This window comes from Dolichospermum lemmermannii CS-548, assembly GCF_028330815.1.
Classification (GTDB): Bacteria; Cyanobacteriota; Cyanobacteriia; order Cyanobacteriales; family Nostocaceae; genus Dolichospermum; species Dolichospermum lemmermannii.
On record NZ_JAQMTJ010000145.1, the window covers coordinates 1 to 17,822 of the forward strand.

General features: G+C 37.3%; 14 protein-coding genes. 13 read left to right on the top strand and 1 reads right to left on the bottom strand.

Features of this window, described 5'->3' with window-relative positions; all coding sequences use genetic code 11:
* Nucleotides 1–398 precede the first annotated feature (398 nt).
* The 8 genes from PN450_RS09295 (at nucleotide 399) to PN450_RS09330 (ending at nucleotide 10,308) form a co-directional block, all read left to right on the top strand.
* Nucleotides 399–2,591: a tetratricopeptide repeat protein gene (locus PN450_RS09295; RefSeq protein ID WP_271836098.1), complete on the top strand. Its 2,193-nt coding sequence runs from the start codon at nucleotides 399–401 to the stop codon at nucleotides 2,589–2,591.
* Between the two features lie 571 nt (nucleotides 2,592–3,162).
* Complete coding sequence (rfbF, locus tag PN450_RS09300; protein WP_148759684.1) at nucleotides 3,163–3,939, top strand: glucose-1-phosphate cytidylyltransferase; 777 nt, start codon at nucleotides 3,163–3,165, stop codon at nucleotides 3,937–3,939.
* A 27-nt stretch (nucleotides 3,940–3,966) separates the two neighbouring features.
* Nucleotides 3,967–5,181 (top strand): L-2-hydroxyglutarate oxidase, encoded by a 1,215-nt coding sequence (gene lhgO, locus PN450_RS09305; protein WP_271836099.1) that lies wholly within the window; start codon nucleotides 3,967–3,969, stop codon nucleotides 5,179–5,181.
* A gap of 144 nt (nucleotides 5,182–5,325) precedes the next feature.
* Nucleotides 5,326–6,363, top strand: coding sequence for an NAD-dependent epimerase/dehydratase family protein (locus PN450_RS09310; protein ID WP_271836100.1), 1,038 nt, complete (start codon nucleotides 5,326–5,328; stop codon nucleotides 6,361–6,363).
* A 227-nt stretch (nucleotides 6,364–6,590) separates the two neighbouring features.
* Nucleotides 6,591–7,541 carry a glycosyltransferase family 2 protein gene (locus tag PN450_RS09315; protein ID WP_271836101.1) on the top strand — a complete coding sequence of 317 codons (951 nt, stop codon included), beginning with the start codon at nucleotides 6,591–6,593 and terminating at the stop codon, nucleotides 7,539–7,541.
* A 33-nt stretch (nucleotides 7,542–7,574) separates the two neighbouring features.
* Complete coding sequence (locus PN450_RS09320) at nucleotides 7,575–8,588, top strand: glycosyltransferase family 2 protein (protein WP_271836102.1); 1,014 nt, start codon at nucleotides 7,575–7,577, stop codon at nucleotides 8,586–8,588.
* A gap of 50 nt (nucleotides 8,589–8,638) precedes the next feature.
* The gene (locus tag PN450_RS09325) at nucleotides 8,639–9,457 is read left to right on the top strand and encodes a phytanoyl-CoA dioxygenase family protein (protein WP_271836103.1); all 819 of its coding nucleotides are present in this window, start codon (nucleotides 8,639–8,641) and stop codon (nucleotides 9,455–9,457) included.
* A 26-nt stretch (nucleotides 9,458–9,483) separates the two neighbouring features.
* Nucleotides 9,484–10,308, top strand: coding sequence for a phytanoyl-CoA dioxygenase family protein (locus PN450_RS09330; protein ID WP_271836104.1), 825 nt, complete (start codon nucleotides 9,484–9,486; stop codon nucleotides 10,306–10,308).
* Here the strand turns inward: PN450_RS09330 and PN450_RS09335 are convergent.
* Nucleotides 10,297–10,467 carry a hypothetical protein gene (locus tag PN450_RS09335; protein ID WP_271836105.1) on the bottom strand — a complete coding sequence of 57 codons (171 nt, stop codon included), beginning with the start codon at nucleotides 10,465–10,467 and terminating at the stop codon, nucleotides 10,297–10,299. The genes PN450_RS09330 and PN450_RS09335 overlap by 12 nt on opposite strands.
* 90 nt (nucleotides 10,468–10,557) lie before the next feature.
* Here PN450_RS09335 and rfbC point away from each other — a divergent pair, with 90 nt between their 5' ends.
* The 5 genes from rfbC to hepC all read left to right on the top strand — a co-directional run bounded on the left by rfbC (nucleotide 10,558) and on the right by hepC (nucleotide 17,784).
* Nucleotides 10,558–11,103, top strand: a complete 546-nt coding sequence (gene rfbC, locus PN450_RS09340) for a dTDP-4-dehydrorhamnose 3,5-epimerase (RefSeq protein WP_271836106.1) — start codon at nucleotides 10,558–10,560, stop codon at nucleotides 11,101–11,103.
* A 2-nt stretch (nucleotides 11,104–11,105) separates the two neighbouring features.
* Nucleotides 11,106–12,419 (top strand): NAD(P)H-dependent oxidoreductase, encoded by a 1,314-nt coding sequence (locus PN450_RS09345; protein ID WP_271836107.1) that lies wholly within the window; start codon nucleotides 11,106–11,108, stop codon nucleotides 12,417–12,419.
* Between the two features lie 450 nt (nucleotides 12,420–12,869).
* Complete coding sequence (locus PN450_RS09350; protein ID WP_148759698.1) at nucleotides 12,870–13,967, top strand: glycosyltransferase; 1,098 nt, start codon at nucleotides 12,870–12,872, stop codon at nucleotides 13,965–13,967.
* A 268-nt stretch (nucleotides 13,968–14,235) separates the two neighbouring features.
* On the top strand, nucleotides 14,236–16,464 hold the full coding sequence (locus PN450_RS09355; RefSeq protein ID WP_271836108.1) for a GumC family protein: 2,229 nt from the start codon (nucleotides 14,236–14,238) through the stop codon (nucleotides 16,462–16,464).
* A 567-nt stretch (nucleotides 16,465–17,031) separates the two neighbouring features.
* On the top strand, nucleotides 17,032–17,784 hold the full coding sequence (gene hepC / locus PN450_RS09360) for a heterocyst development glycosyltransferase HepC (protein WP_334311485.1): 753 nt from the start codon (nucleotides 17,032–17,034) through the stop codon (nucleotides 17,782–17,784).
* The last annotated feature ends 38 nt before the right edge of the window (nucleotides 17,785–17,822 follow it).

Below are 17,822 nucleotides of genomic sequence, written 5' to 3' on the forward strand. Positions count from 1 at the left end.
CGAATTTATTCGCGGTGACATGATAGAATTAATTAGCAAGTAGGAATAACCATCAGCGCAAAGAAGTGTTTTATTAAGGAGAAACCCCTGATTTATCTCGTCTCGGCATAGCTGTAGCCTGGGTAAACAAGCAATGGTAAACCATGGAGCGTTTAACATTAAAAATTGATGGACTCACAAAAGCAGCAAAAAAAAACAAAAGTAAGCGTAATTGCAATACCTGTCGTACTGGTAGTTGCCTTGAGCGTCTAGGAGGATAATTGACTATCCTTTTTAAGCAGGTCTTAAAGAATCTGCGTGTCTAAAGACACGCAGAGTGTCAAACCAGCTAAAGCCATCCTCTTGAGTTGCTGAACTTTTGACTGATTCCAATTACTTCACATAACCTTAATTCTGCCATGCAGGTACTACGTCGTTTTCCCAACCCGGAAATTCTCAACCTCTCTGTCAGTGTGGGACATGGTGGTGAAGCTTGTATCTATGCAGTGCCATTGGATGACAATCTAGTGGCGAAAATCTATCACAAACCAACTATCTCCTATGCCCAAAAACTGCGGGCAATGCTGGCTAATCCTCCTGTTAATCCGACGGACAATTTAGGGCATATTGCCATTGCTTGGCCACAGGAGTTGTTGCAAGCAGCAGATAGTAGCGGTAAGATTGTGGGCTTTATTATGCCCCGGATTCGGGGAATGCGGCCAATTATGGATTTTTATAATCCGGGGATTCGCCGACAACATTGCCCATTGTTTAATTATCAGTATTTATTACGGACTGCCCGTAACCTAGCCTCGGCTTTTGCGGCTTTGCACGCCAGCGGATACTGTATTGGTGATGTGAATGAGTCAAATATTCTGGTTAGTGATACGGCATTGGTGACATTGGTAGATACAGATTCGTTCCAAGTGACCGAACCATTAGAAAATCTGGTCTATCGTTGTTCTGTGGGTAAGGCTGAGTATACTCCGCCAGAATTACAGAATAAAACTTTTGCTGATTATGACCGCGAAAATTATCATGATTTATTTGGGTTGGCTGTACTGATTTTCCAATTGTTAATGGAAGGAACTCACCCATTTTCTGGGATATTTCAAGGTGGGATAGAACCTCCAACCTACCAGGGGAGGATACTTTCTGGGCATTTTACCTATAGTCAAAAGAAACAAGTCCCCTATTTGCCCACTCCGATTTCCCCTGGTTGGGATCTGCTTCATCCCAGCTTACAGGATTTATTTGTGCGTTGTTTTGAAGATGGTCATGACAATCCCCGGTTACGTCCTAATGCTCAAACTTGGTTATCGGCATTAGCGGCAGTGGAGGAAAGTTTGCTGACTTGTGCGGCTAATCCTCAGCATCTTTATCATAATCATTTAGATAAATGTCCTTGGTGTGAGAGGACTAGACGATTAGGTGGAAGAGATCCGTTTCCGTCACTCGTAGCGATCGCTTCTAAACAACATCTGCAACCACGCCAAAAACCTCAGTCTAAACGTCGCTATGTTCCGACTCCACGGATTACTCAGCCATTAAAATCAAATTATCCGGTCTATCATTGGCAACCCATAAACCAGCAGTTTTATCATGTTCCGTCTCGGAAAAAGTTAAACCCCAAGGTATACGGTTTCATTGTTGGGGTGATGGGATTGGGTCTTTTGGGTTATTTGGACGTAATGATTAAATTTACCCGTCCTTTTGTTTCCCAAAATCCTTATACTCAACAAAGTTTGATGTCTCGTGCTGCTAATCAAACTCCTGATTTACCAAAGCTTTCTTTTACGGATTATTATCAGCGTGGTCATACTGCTTATCAACGGCAAGACTATGAACAGGCAGTGGTCAACTTTACCCAAGCTATTGAAAAGAATCCCCAGTCTGCTAAAAGCTATATAGATTTGGCTAATTCCCAGTACAATTTAAATAATTATGAAGCTGCATTAGCTAATTATAACCAAGCTTTGAAGTTAGATCCTCAAGAAGTTAAAGCTTATGTAAATCGCGGTAATGCTTATTATATGCTTGCTAACTATAGTAGTGACCCTAACAGAGAATATAAACAAGCAATCGCGGATTTTAATGCTGCCATCAATATAAATAAAAATGATGCTGAGGCTTATATCAGAAGGGGTGTTGTGCGATTTGAAATCAATAAATACATCAATAATTCTTTTCACGAATACGAAAAATCAATTGCCGATTTTACTGAAGCCATTAAACTCAATTCATCAAAAGTAGATGCTTACTTTCAACGGGGTTCGGTTCGCTATCAAATGGCTCAATATAGCACTGATTATGCAGCAGAATATAAACAAGCGATCGCCGATTTTACTGAAGCAATTAAACTCAATTCCCGGTTGGCTAAAATTTATCTAAAACGTGGTATGGCCTACTATGAACTAGCACAATATGGAGAAGGTATAGCTGATAAAAATCATGTTCAAGCAGTTGCGGATTTAGAAGCAGCCGCTAAAGTTTCTTTAGAAGAAAATGATATGGATAATTATCAACAGTCCCTCAGTAGCATTTGTATTGTTGTCGCTAATAAATGTGACAGTTTATTATCTAACTCAACCCTACTTGGACAAAGTAATTGATATAGAAGGAGTCAGGAGTCAGGAGTCAGGAGTCAGGAGAAGAAAAAATAAGAAGGAAGAATAAGGAAGAATAAGGAAGAATAAGGAAGAATAAGGAAGAAATTAAAATCATCTAAAATGTCAATAATCGGTAAAAATAACAGTTAAAATGCTACCTCTGACTTCATCAAGAAATCGGGGGTTTTTGTTTTTGTGATTAAAATTACTATCGCAGTATGTGGATTGAATTAGGTACAAAATTTACGAAAAAAGACCACCACAAAAAGACTTTTATTTCTGCTTATTTCTTCTTATTTTTTCTTCTTTCTTCTTCCTTCTTTCTTCTTTCTTTCTTTCTTTCTTTCTTCTTCTTTCTTATTCTGACTCCTGACTCCTCCTACAAATATTTTACAGATAAAATATCTTAATTTACTTATTCTTTATAATTTTCTAGAAAATAACAGTTAAATTATGTTTATCTACCCAAGAAAGAGAAAGAAAAAAGTATTCAAGTTCTCTGCCATCATTGTGCATTCTCTTCATTTCCATCAGTTGAAATTATCACCCACCTGCAAATTTTTGAGGTAACTACATGAAAGCAGTGATTTTAGCAGGAGGTCTGGGTACAAGGTTAAGTGAAGAAACCAGTATCAGACCCAAACCCATGGTTGAAGTTGGTGGTAAGCCAATTCTCTGGCACATAATGAAGACTTACTCTGCTCACGGTATTCATGATTTCATTATTTGTTGCGGTTACAAAGGGTACGTTATTAAAGAATACTTTGCTAACTATTTTTTACATATGTCAGACGTGACATTTGATATGCGATTTAATCAAATGAATGTCCATTCTGGATATGCTGAACCCTGGCGCGTCACCTTAGTAAATACAGGTGATACTACAATGACAGGTGGGCGGTTAAAGCAAGTTCGTGAACATATTGGGAATGAAACCTTTTGCTTTACCTATGGTGATGGTGTCAGTAATATCAATATTACAGAATTAATTAAATTCCATCAAGAACAAAAGACATTAGCAACACTTAGCGCAGTGCAACCAGCAGGAAGATTTGGCGCAATTTCTTTAGGACAAGAACAAACTAAAATTACCAGTTTTCAAGAAAAACCTGAAGGTGATGGTGCTTGGATTAATGGGGGCTATTTTGTTCTAGAACCACAAGTAATTGATTTTATTGCTGATACTTCAACTGTGTGGGAGAAAGAACCATTAGAAAAGTTAGCTAATTTAGAACAGTTATCGGCTTACAAACATGATGGTTTTTGGCAACCCATGGACACATTAAGAGATAAAAACTATCTTGAAGACCTTTGGAAAAGTGGTAAAGCTCCTTGGCAAGTTTGGGAATAGAAATTTTGGATTTAGGAAAAATTACTAATGTATGATTTTGCGATTATTGGTGGGGGAATAGTTGGACTTTCCACCGCCATGGCTTTAGGAGAACGTTATGCAAATGCCAAAATACTAGTCTTAGAAAAAGAGAGTGAATGGGCATTTCATCAAACTGGTAATAATAGCGGTGTAATTCATTCGGGAATTTACTATAAACCAGGAAGTTTTAAGGCGAAATTCTCCCGGGATGGCAGCCGTTCCATGGTAGAATTTTGCCAAAAGTATGATATTGATCATGATGTTTGTGGCAAGGTAATTGTTGCCACTAATGAACAAGAATTACCCCGCTTAGAAAATCTCTACACCCGCGGTTTAGAAAACGGTATTCCTGTTAAAAGAATTAGTCCTCAAGAAGTCAAAGAAGTTGAACCTCATGTTAGTTGTGTAGGTGGAATTCGGGTATTTAGTACAGGAATTGTTAATTACAAACAAGTTTGTTTAAAATACGCGGAATTAATTCGCAATCAAGGGGGAGATTTACGTCTCAATACCCAAGTTGTGAAAATTACCCGCAGTGGCAAAAATCAGGTATTAGAAACTAACAAGGGCAGTTTTGAAACTCGATTTGTGATCAATTGTGCCGGATTGCATAGCGATCGCATTGCAAAATTAGGTAAAGCTAATCCTGAAGCTAAGATCGTTCCCTTTCGCGGCGAATATTACGAACTTACCCCCGCAAAACGCTATCTGGTCAAAACTCTCATTTATCCAGTTCCTAACCCAGATTTCCCCTTTCTCGGTGTGCATTTCACCCGGATGATTGATAACAGTGTCCACGCGGGACCAAATGCAGTTCTCAGTCTCAAACGTGAAGGTTACAAAAAAACCGACTTTGATTTTAGAGATTTTGCCGAAGTGATCACCTATCCCGGCTTTTGGAAATTAGCAGCAAAACACGCTGACGAAGGGATTCAAGAAATCATTCGTTCCTTTAGTAAAGCAGCATTTGTCAAAAGTCTGCAAACACTAATTCCCGAAGTTCAAGCAGAAGATGTAATTCCTACTCATGCAGGAGTTCGCGCTCAAGCATTGATGAATAATGGTGCGCTTGTTGATGACTTTTTAATCATTGCAGGTGAGAACTCTATTCATGTTTGCAATGCACCTTCACCCGCTGCAACTTCTTCTTTGGAAATTGGTAAAGCTATAGTTAAGCAAATACCAGAACCTACTCATTTGCACAGTTTAGCATCTTTGTAGAATGAACTACATTTTTTTATCGGGCTTCGCCCCGCTTCGCTAACACGCAGAGACGCAAAGGCGCTCCAGAGGAAGAAAAGAGAATTTTATCTGCGGATTTTTCAAGCAACAAAATATTTTCACACATCAAAAATTTTAACAATCATGAAGATTTTAGTAACTGGAACGGAAGGTTATCTTGGTTCTTTATTGCCTTCTTTATTAATGCAAAGAGGACATGAAGTTCTTGGTGTTGATACTGGTTTTTATAAGGTTGGTTGGCTATATAATGGCACTAACTTAACAGCTAAAACCCTCAATAAAGATATTCGTGATATCAATCCCGAAGATTTAGAAGGTGTAGAAGCTATTGTTCACATGGCGGAATTATCTAATGATCCGACTGGACAATTATCTCCTACCATTACTTATGATATTAATCATTTAGGTTCAGTTCGTCTAGCTAATTTGGCAAAATCAGTAGGTGTCCGTCGCTTTGTTTATATGTCTTCTTGTAGTGTTTACGGTGTGGCTAGTGAAGGTGATATTACAGAATCATCACCAGTTAATCCACAAACAGCTTACGCCGAATGTAAAACATTAGTAGAAAGAGATGTTCAACCATTAGCTGATGATGATTTCTCTCCTACTTTCATGCGGAATGCTACTGCTTTTGGTGCTTCTCCCAGAATGCGATTTGATATTGTTTTAAACAACTTGGCTGGCTTGGCTTGGACTACCAAAGAAATTAAAATGACCAGTGACGGTACACCGTGGCGGCCATTAGTTCACGCTTTAGATATTTGTAAAGCCATTGTTTGTGCTTTGGAAGCATCCAGAGATATTATTCACAATCAAATCTTTAACGTTGGTGATACAGCGAATAATTATCGAGTTAAAGAAATAGCAGAAATCGTTGCTGATGTCTTTCCCGGTTGTCAATTATCTTTTGGTACTAACGGTTCAGATAATCGCAGCTATCGAGTATCTTTTGAAAAGATTAACACTATTCTTCCCGGATTCAAGTGTGATTGGAATGCTCAACTTGGTGCTAGTCAACTATTTAGTTTGTTCAAGCAAATTGATATGAATGAAGATACTTTCTTGTCTAGAGGATTCACCCGCTTGAAACAATTAGAGTATCTAATTCGCACAGAACAAATTGACAAAGATTTTTTCTGGAATAAGCAGGAAAATTATTAATTTCTTCCGAAAAGATCGTAGGTTGGGTTGAGCGACAGCAAAACCCAACATGATTAATAATTTTGTTGGGTGTTGGGTAACATACGTCAACCCAACCTACATTTTCTTAACCGAACATTATTGCATCAAGGTGGATTAAATTGAATTTTATTAATTCAAGATATTCGATTTAAAAGCCTCTTTTAAATTTATACCAAGTAATATCCTTGTACCAAGATTATCGTATTATGCAAAAGTTACTAACTATTGCTATTCCTACATACAATCGTGCTGCATTGCTAGATAAACAACTGGCTTGGTTAGCAATAGCAATTAAAGGTTTTGAATTGGAATGTGAAATTATTATTTCTGATAATTGCTCAACAGATAATACACCAGGAGTCGTCAAAAAATGGCAATCTGTTTTTAGTAATACTGTATTTATAGCGAATAGAAATCGGGAAAATATAGGGTTAATGCCGAATATTGCTTTTTGTCTTCAAGCTGCTGGTAGTAAATATGTTTGGACTGTGGGTGATGATGATCCAATTCAGGAAAGAACCCTAGCTCATGTCGTAACTACAATTAAAAGAAATCCCAGTTTATCACTGATGTTTCTTAACTGTTGTGGACGTGATCACAAAACAAATCAAGTTTTGGTAAAACACTGGTTTCCTAGTGATAGTGATGAAATAATCACTAATAGTAAACCTGTATTTGAACAGTATTTACAGAGTAGTTTTGGTGGGGTACTATTCATGACGGCTACCATTTATAAAACTGAACTAGTTCAGCAAGCTTTACAACAGTGGACTACTTCTTGTAAAAATTTGGCATCCCAAGCATATTGGACTGGATTTTGTGCGGCTCATGGAAATGTAATTGTCACTCAAGATAATTATTTGGAATGCACAATGCACGCTAGTTCCTTGGAAGAAAATCCTCGCTGGTCATTAATGATGCGATATGTTTATATACCGGAGGTTTATCTGAAGTTGTTAAACTTAGGATATTCTCCTCAATTTTGCCAACGGATGATTCTAGAAAATATTTTCAAACTGAGTGATTGGAAAATATTACTAGGTGCTTTTAGAAGATGGCCAGTTCTAGCCACAAATATTATAATTACCTACTTGCAATTGCTAGGAAAATTTATCTATCAACTGAATTTCAATCAGAAAAAATCAGATATAGCTTGATGAAGTTTCTCAAATTTTTTTCTATCAGAAACCATGAACAAACTCCTAACTATTGCTATTCCTACTTACAATCGAGCCGATTTACTAGATAAACAATTAACTTGGTTATCTCAGGCTATTAAAGGATTTGAAACAGAATGTGAAATTTTAGTTTCTGATAACTGTTCTACGGATCATACTCAATCTATCATTAATAAATGGAAGAATCTTCTCCAAGATATCACATTCAAATCAAATAAAAATCCTGAAAACATAGGCGTAATGCGAAATATTTTTCATTGCCTAAGTTCTGCTACAACCAAGTATGTTTGGACAATTGGTGATGATGATCCAATTCAGGAAAGAGCAGTTGCCTATGTGATAAATAAAATTAAAAATATTGATGATTTATCATTATTGTTTCTGAATTTTTCTGGTCGAAATCAAATTACTGGTGAAGCAGTACATCCACCAAAAATAGTTGGTAATCGCTGGTTTGATGCAGATACTGAAGATGGTAAAGGTGATGGTAAAGCAATATTTGAACATTGTTTTACTAAAAGTGTAGGAGCGGTAATTTTTCTAACTGCTACAGTATATCGGACTGATTTAATTAAACGCGCTCTCCAAATTTGGCCAACTGCTAGTAATAATTGGATATCTTTAGCATATTTAGCCGGTTATTGTGCTGCTAATGGCAAAGTAATTGTCACTAAAGATGTCTATTTAGAATGTATTGTTGGTGTGAGTTATTGGCAAAAACAACCAAAGGCTGCACTTTTAATGCAATACCAACATATACCTGAAGTGATTTTAAAACTTGAGCAAGTTGGTTATTCTAAAGCATATTGTTGTCGGATGCTTTTACAAAACTACCATGAAGTAGACCTGAAAGTTTTTTTAGGAGCGATGAGAAGATGGCCTGTATCGGCTATTAAGACAGTAATTCCTTTTTTAGCTTTAGTAGGTGTGGCTGCTTTTGAATTAATACCAATGAGAGAATTGAAAGTAGCGGAAACAGAAATGGACAGAACAACGACTTCAGAAGTCAGAAACTATAAGGGATAAATCAGCAATTGTTTGGACAAAATAAGTTTTGATTGGTAGGGATTTGGATTGTGCTTAACACCGTTATAGAAAAAATATCAGTCTTAAAAGATGAGTTAGCTTATCAAGTGAAACTTTGGCAGCACAAGGGTAATTTGCCTGTCTTAGAAGGAAATGATTCGATCATTGCTAACTCTCTTAAAAATGAAGGAATTTGCATAACAACTCTTGAGGCATTAGGATTACCTTCTACTTCACAATTACTGAATGCTGCTCATGGTTTTTTACCAAGCATGGGCAGGTCTAATTATAATTCTTCATGCCAAAATCCACCAGAAATTTACACGGTTACACACATAAATGATTTTTTCACCTGGGGAAATGAATCAAAACTGCTGAAGATTCTAGAAAATTATATTGGTCTTCCTGTTGCTTATCACGGTGTCCAAATTCGCAAAGATTTTATTAATCAAAGTCAATTCAGTACAATGCTCTGGCATAGGGATTCTGAAGACCGCCGCATTGTAAAAATCATCATTTATTTAAATGATGTAGACGAACAACAAGGACCTTTTGGATATGTACCATCATCTTTTACTTCGGGGTTGAATTTTTATCGTCTTTATTATAAGATTCATAACAAAGGAATTAATGATGAAACATTAAATAAAATCGTCCCCAAATCTGCTTGGAAAACTTGTCCAGGTGTAGCAGGTACAGTAATTTTAGTTGACACAAACCGACTTTTACATCATGGAACTGTCCGCACTGAAGAAAGATCTACACTATTTTTTGTTTACACAGCTAACCCACCAAAACGTCCAGGACTTTGTACTCAATATTGGGATGATACTTTTCCCAAACCGGAGTTATCTAACCAAGTTAATTAGGTTAAAAGAGGACGGAAATTCCTGTCATGCTTAACAAAATTTCAACTGTAAGTTCTGAGTTAAATTATCGGGTATCACTTTGGCATCATGCTAAGAATTTACCTGCTATTAGTTCAGAAGATAAGTTAATTGTTAATACTCTGAAAAAATCAGGTGTTTATATCACATCTTTAGAAGATTTAGGTTTTTCATCTACTGCTAAAATGTTAGCTACTGCTAATACTTGTGCAGATAGTATGGTAAATCCCAGAGATATCCATGCAGGATATAAGTTACCGCAAATTTATACGGTTACAGATTTACCAGAATTCTTTAATTGGGGAATTGAAACCCGATTACAAAACATCATTGAACATTATATAGGTTTACCTATTGCTTTTCATGGTGTTCATGTGCGGAAAGACTTTCCTAATAAAAAACAACTGGAAACTTTACTATGGCATAAAGATTCTGAAGATAGACGCATGATTAAAGTCATTATCTATCTAAATGATGTGACTGAAGAACATGGACCATTTGAATACATTCCCCTACCGACTAATGCTTTAGATCAGGTTAAAAATTATCAAGTTGATTATGAATTATGGCGTGTTAATTTTTTGGGAATTAACGATGATAAAATGATGAAAGTCATTCCTAAATCAACTTGGAAATCATGTCCTGGTAAAGCTGGAACTGTGATTTTTGCAGATGTAAGAAATATTTTGCATCACGGAACTGTGAGAAACCAAGAGCGGTCAACACTATTTTTTACATACACAGCTAACTCTCCTAAACGACCTGAACTTTGTACACAATATCATGATGATACCTTTCCCAAAATAAGTCAACAATTAGGATTAAAGGTATAAACCTAAAATGCAAGAATTGAAATCTTGTAAGGGCGAAGCATTCGGGTGATGATCTATCGCCAAAACCATTAGTAAGGGCGAAGCATTCGGGTGATGATCTATCGCCAAAACCATTAGTAAGGGCGAAGCATTCGGGTGATAATCTATCGCCAAAACCATTAATTTTATGTCCGAATGCTGATGCCTACGGCACGCTACGCGAACGCCCCTACGATTCTGTTATGCTCAATAAAACTTTCCTAAATAACCATGATTTTTACCTCTACTAAACTTGCTGGTGCTTTCATTATTGACTTAGAAGAAAAGCCTGATTCTCGCGGTTTTTTTGCTCGAACTTTCTGCGCTGATGAATTTCTAGCTCATGGTTTAAAACCAACAGTTGCCCAATGTAATCTTTCTTTTAATCATCAAAAAGGCACATTGCGGGGAATGCACTATCAAACTCTTCCCGCAGCGGAAACAAAATTAATTCGCTGCACTCAAGGAGCTATTTATGATGTGATTGTGGATATGCGTCCTGAATCTCCCACTTATCTAGCGCATATTGGTGTAGAACTGAGTGCAGAAAATCGTCGCGCTCTTTATGTCCCAGAAATGTTTGCTCATGGTTATCAAGCTTTAACAGATGGTGCAGAAGTTGTCTATCAAGTGGGTGAATTTTACACTCCTGGATATGAACGAGGTTTACGTTATGATGACCCAATTTTAGAAATTTCTTGGCCATTGAATGCAACGGAAATGTCTGATAAAGATCGCAATTGGCCTTTACTAGAATCTATTTTAATAGGAGTTTAATCATGATTATTGTTGATAAAGCTTTACAAGCACGGGCTGCATTAGGTAAACCAGTCAAAGTGGCCATGATTGGCGCTGGTTTTATGGGCCGAGGCATTGCTAATCAAATTATCAATTCTGTGCCAGGAATGGAGTTGGTGGCTATTTCTAATCGGCATATTGATTCAGCTAAACGAGCTTATTTAGAAGCAGGAATTGAGGATATCAAGATTGTTGCTAATTTAGCCGATTTAGAAGAGGCGATCTCTGAAAATAAATATGCAGTCACCGAAGATGCTATGCTCTTGTGTGAAGCAGATGGCATAGATGCAATCATTGAAGTGACGGGAACAATTGAATATGCTGCTCATTTGGTGATGTGTGCGATCGCTCATTACAAGCATATCATCCTCATGAATGCCGAACTAGATGGCACAATTGGTCCCATCCTCAAGGTCCATGCAGACCGCGCTGGAGTCGTCCTGAGTGCCTGTGACGGCGACCAACCAGGGGTAGAAATGAACCTGTATCGCTTTGTCAAAAGCATCGGTTTAAAACCCCTCCTGTGCGGTAATATTAAAGGTTTACAAGACCCCTACCGCAACCCTACCACCCAAGCCGGTTTTGCCCAACGCTGGGGACAAAATCCCGCCATGGTAACAAGCTTTGCCGATGGTACAAAAATCTCCTTTGAGCAAGCCATAGTCGCCAACGGCACAGGCATGAAAGTAGCCAAGCGGGGGATGTTGGGATATGACTACAGCGGTCATGTGGATGAAATGACCAAAATGTATGACATTGACCAACTGCAAGAATTAGGCGGTATCGTTGATTACGTAGTTGGCACTAAACCCGGTCCAGGAGTATTCGTATTTGCCACCCACGATGACCCCAAACAACGTCATTACCTCAACCTTTATAAACTCGGTGAAGGCCCCCTCTACAGTTTCTACACCCCCTATCACCTATGCCATTTTGAAGTTCCCCTCTCCGTAGCTCGGGCTGTCCTCTTCCATGATGCTGTGCTTGCACCAATAGCAGGTCCCGTTGTTGATGTCGTCACCACTGCCAAAATTGATCTCACAGCCGGAGAAACCCTTGATGGTATTGGTTATTACATGACCTATGGACAATGTGAAAATTCCCCCATTGTGCAACAAGAAAACCTACTCCCCATGGGTCTGGCTGAAGGATGTCGCTTAAAGCGCGATATTCCTAAAGATCAAGTCCTCACTTATGATGACGTGGAACTACCTGAAGGCAGACTTTGCGATCAATTACGCGCTGAACAAACCGTTTACTTTGCTCCTGCGAAAACTTTAGCACTCACAAAATAATTTTGGCTCTTGAGTACATAATCTGCAAAATTTGAACAAAGAAATCTCATAAAGCTTGCTGTGCGGAAGAAATAAGCCATATTTTTGAATATTATGGCAAAATTTTTTCTCTTTGCCCTGTTCCCAGTTAAGAGTTAAGAGTTCCCTATTACCGACTGGTAAATTAGCATAACAAGTACCTAAGAGCCATAATTTTCAAATCAGCAACAAGATAATTCAGAGGTTTCCTGATATTTTCATTTAACCTCTGAATTTACATATATACAACAGATAACAGAGATTATTTTCATAATCTTGTGAGGTTTTGCATGATTCAAGCTCATATTAAACTAGATAAATTAATTGATAAAAAATAAGTGATAAAACCTAGTAATGCAACATGAAAAATTAAATTCCTAGAGAATAAATATTAAAGCCAATTGTCAATTACCAAGTCGTAGGGAATCCGGTATGAAAATAGCTCTCGTCCATGATTACTTAACTCAACGCGGTGGAGCAGAGCGCGTATTTGAATTACTGTGTAAACGCTATCCCGATGCTGACATTTTCACCTCATTATACGACCCGCAGAAAAGTATTGATTTAGGTGAACGAATTATCAATACCACATTTTTGCAAAAAATTCCTGGTGCAACCAAATATTTTCGGATGTTAGCTCCTTTGTATTTTCCTGCATTTCGTTCCTTGGATCTCCAAGATTATGACCTAATTATCAGCAGTAGCACCAGTTTTGCCAAAGCAGTACGGAAAAAACCTGAAGCTAGACATATTTGTTTTTGCCATAATGTTACCCGCTTTTTATGGGACACAGAAACATATTTACGGGAATACGGAGATTATAGATACTTTGCTCCTCTCATCGAAAGAGTTTTTCAAATGATGAGAAATGTAGACCTGAAATATGCTCAAGAACCCGATCTCTACATTGCTAACTCTAGCATTGTTGCCCAGCGAATTCAAAAAATTTATCACAAACAAGCCATTGCCATTAACTATCCAATTGATACTAGCAACTTTGTTTTTTCCGATACCAAAGAAGAATATTACTTGGCATCGGCGCGGATGATAAGTTATAAACGTCTTGATATAATAGTCGAAGCTTTTAATTGGTTAGGCTGGAACTTATTAATATCAGGTGATGGACCAGAACAAGAAAGATTAAAAGCCCACGCATTACCAAATATCCAATTTCTTGGTCATGTTAGTGATAGAGAACGTAAAGACTTATTTTCTAAAGCTAAGTCAATTATTGTTGCAGCTTTAGAAGATTATGGATTAGTTCCAGTCGAGGCAAACGCTAGTGGTACACCAGTTATTGCCTATGGAGCAGGTGGAGTCTTAGATACTCAAATACCAGGGAAAACTGGGGTGTTTTTCAAAAGACAAACACCATGCTCTTTACAAGCAGCAATACTCGAAGCTGGAGGAATAGCTTGGGATTACGAAACTATCCGTAATCATGCTGTTAGCAATTTCTCAGAACAGTCATTCTTTAGTAAAGTTGAGCAAGTTATTGGTAAAACTAGTAGTTCGTCAAATTTATTTTGACGGTTAATGATCGGAAAAAACTTCTGTTTTTCCCTCCCCTACTCTCCCTGCCCCTCCTCTCCCCCTGCTTGCCTTTACCCGTCATTTTTGGATTGACAGACCACTAGTGCAGCATGGCAAAAATAACTAATCATTAAAAATTCCTAGAAAGCTTATATAATTTGCTTTTTTAATTTTTAATTCTGCCCTGCGGTATTAGAGGTGTGCATCGCTAATTCATTTAATTTTTAGGTGTTTGCGTAGTGTATCGCAGATAAGGATAATAAAAGTGGTTCAAACTAGTCTAAATCCCAATATAAATCCAGCATCAGAAACAGAACCAGGTTATGGACAAATGTTTGCAGTAATTCTGCGAAGATTTCCCTGGTTATTATTAGTATTGCTGAGTTCTACTGCTATTGCTGGCATCATCACCTTGAAAACAGAACCCAGCTTCAAAAGCACCATGCAATTGTTAGTAGAACCTAACTATCAAGGCAAGAAAGAAACTGATAACACAGAAAGTCAATTCACTGATACTAATGTGGAGGTAGATACTGCTACTCAATTAAACTTGATGCAGAGTTCTGGACTGATTAAAAAAGCAGTTGATAAACTCAAAGCTGAATATCCAGACTTAACCGTAATGGATTTAAAAAAATCCTTAGTCTTAACTCAAATTAAGAGTCCAGAGGATAAGGTTGCCACTAAAATATTTCAAGTTGATTATACCAGTAACGATCCAGGAAAAGCCCAAAAAGTCCTGCAAACAATACAGCAAGTTTATTTAGAATACAACAAACAACAGCAAAATTCGCGGTTACAAAAAGGTCTCCAAGTCATTAGAGAGCAATTAAGAAAAGCGACAGATGAAGTAACTGTTTCCGAAGCAAATCTACAAAGGTTTCGCAGAAATCAAAATCTAATTGATCCAGATGCTCAGGCTAAAACCGTAGAGACAGCTTTAAATACTGTCCAACAAGAACGACAAGCAACTCGTTCTTTGTATGAAGAAGCTTTAGCAAAGCAAAAATCTTTGCAAGTACAACTAAACCGTTCTCCACAAAATGCCTTAGTTTCTTCTCGTTTGAGTCAGTCTACCCGCTACCAAGGCTTACTCAACGAAATCCAGAAAACCGAACTGGCTTTAGCACAAGAACGTTTACGTTTCACAGATGATACTCCCGGCGTTCAAAAATTAAACGAACAACTGCAAAGTCAAAAACAACTTTTACAAAAAGAAGTTAGTAGAACTTTAGGAGAAAAGACGAATCCTGCCTTTAGTTCTAGAGACAATCTTTTAGAACAAGGACAACTAGGACAAATTGATCTGAATCTCACAGGTCAATTAGTAGAAACCCAAACTACCATCGTTGCATTAATCGCCCGCGATCAAACTTTAGCCACAAAAGAGAAAGAATTACAAGCCGAACTCAAGCGGTTTCCTTCTCTATTGGCTTATTACAATCGCATTCTTCCCCAACTACAATTTAGCAGAGAAAGATTAGAACAATTATTAAGAGCCGAACAAAAGTTACGCCAAGAACTTTCTAAAGGTGGATTTAATTGGGAAGTGGTAGAAGAACCACAAGAAGGTTCTCAAACTGGGCCTAACATGAGACAAAATCTCTTATTAGGAGGAGTCATTGGCTTAATGTTAGGAGGGGCTGCTGCCTTCATTCGTGAAGCATCTGATGACGCTGTACATACTACTGCGGAATTAGAAAAACAGGCTGCTCTCCCCTTATTAGGAACAACTCCTAAATTGCCACCTGCTAGACCCAGAGAATCAATGATTAAATTGCCATTTGGCAAACCAGAAGTTCTGGCTCCTTGGACAATTCAAGTATTACAATCTTCTCCCCGCTGGGAATCACTTGATCTCATTTACAAAAATATCGAACTGCTGAATAAAGTCTCAGATTTAAGATCATTAATGGTAACATCAGCATTACCAGATGATGGTAAATCAGCTTTGGCATTAGGTCTAGCCATGAGTGCGGCTCGTCTACATAAAAAAGTCTTACTAATTGATGCTAATTTACGCGATCCTAATCTGCACAAACAATTAAATCTTCCTAATGAACAGGGACTTTCCAGTTTATTAGAAAGTGAAGTTAATCTGCCTAATCATATTAGTGTTCCTTACTCTGGATCATCTTACATTGATATTTTGACAGCCGGACCAATCCCGACAGATCCTGCCCATCTTTTGAGTTCTCCCCGCATGATCCAATTGATGGCTGCATTTGAAGAAAATTATGATTTGGTAATCATAGATGCCCCCTCAGTGCTTGGTTTAGTGGATGCTATGCTCACAGCATCCTCTTGTCGAAGTGTGGTAATGATGGCCAGCATGGGTAAAGTAACGCGTACCCAACTTAATCAAGCCACAAGGATGTTGAGTAAGTTAAATTTGATTGGTGTTGTGGCTAATGGTGCATCTCCATCTGATAGCACCTATGTACCTTATGTCAAGCCAAAACAATTGGTTTTACAACCGGTAATGGAAGAATAAACCAGAATATTTGCTCAATATTTAACCAGCTACGATAGATTTACCCCTGCACTTGACAGGGGTTTTTGCATTTGAACAACAAGATTAAAGATCCCCAGCTTCTTTAAGAAGTGGGGGATCTAAGTTGAGGAACTAATCCGCTCTAGAGTTATTTTTATTTACCTGATGAGCAAACTATAAGATGTTTTATAAACACAAAATGTTGGTTAATTTTATTTAGTTACCATTAATTCATTTTACCATATCTTAATATTGTGAAGAAAAAAGTAATATTTATTTAAAGAGTGAATAAAGAAGTTGTTTCTTGATGATTTATTTATCAAGAGTCTTATATTGTAGAGATTGAAACCCATCATCTAACTTTCAAAGACAAGAGCAAATAAATTCATAAATCAAAGCGGATTCCTATATGTATTTTAATATAAACAAATTTTACAAGGAGGAACGCTGGTTAGTCATAAAACTTAAATCTGCTGATCTTTAATGTATTTTTTACGATTGAGAAAATTTTAATTCTCTGATCGTAGAGATCAAGTCAATCTTTTACTACTTTATCACTTTTAATCTATGCCAATTTCAGTCATTTCTAGTCTAAATAATAACTCTATTATACCTCAGTCATCTGAAAATTTTAACTTCCTATCATGTACCTTGCAATGGCGGAGAGGAAAGTTATTAGTGAAAGCTTCTGAAAAATTGCCACAGCCCCATTTAGCTGCACTAGAAAATGAAGCATCGTTAATAGATTGCTTAAAACATTCTCCAGTTAGTTTAGTGAGCATAGATCCAAAAATTGGTGATTCTTTATTAAAAGTTTGGGCAAATGCTTGTCAAAAAGCTAATAAGCCGATATTTATAAACATTTCTGTTTATCGAAAATCGTCAAAAAAAGGTAATCAAATTTTCAGGAATTTACGAATCATCATTGATTGGACTTGGGCTTTATTTCTGCTGCTGTTTATGAGTCCAGTCATACTAGGAGGATTGATAACTATTCAAATATATTCTCCCAAATTGTTGTTTGATTATGAGTGGTATGTGGGAGAAAATAGACAACTTTTTCGAGCTATTAAATTTAGCCCAACAGCTAAACATGAAATGACTAATTTAATTGTTGTATTAGGTACATTTTTTCTAAATAATTTATCTAATGGATTGAATCTATTTCAAGGAAAATTTTGCCTACTTAATAATCGTTGTTTGTCTTTAGAAGATGCGGTTAAATTAAGCTTAGAAGCCCAGAGCAAAAAGTTAAATCAAAAACATAACTTCAGCGGTGCATGGCAAATAGAGAATAAGGTCAATTTGCCTATAGTTTAGAATAAATATATTCACTCTGTGTTTTTAATCGCTTTTAT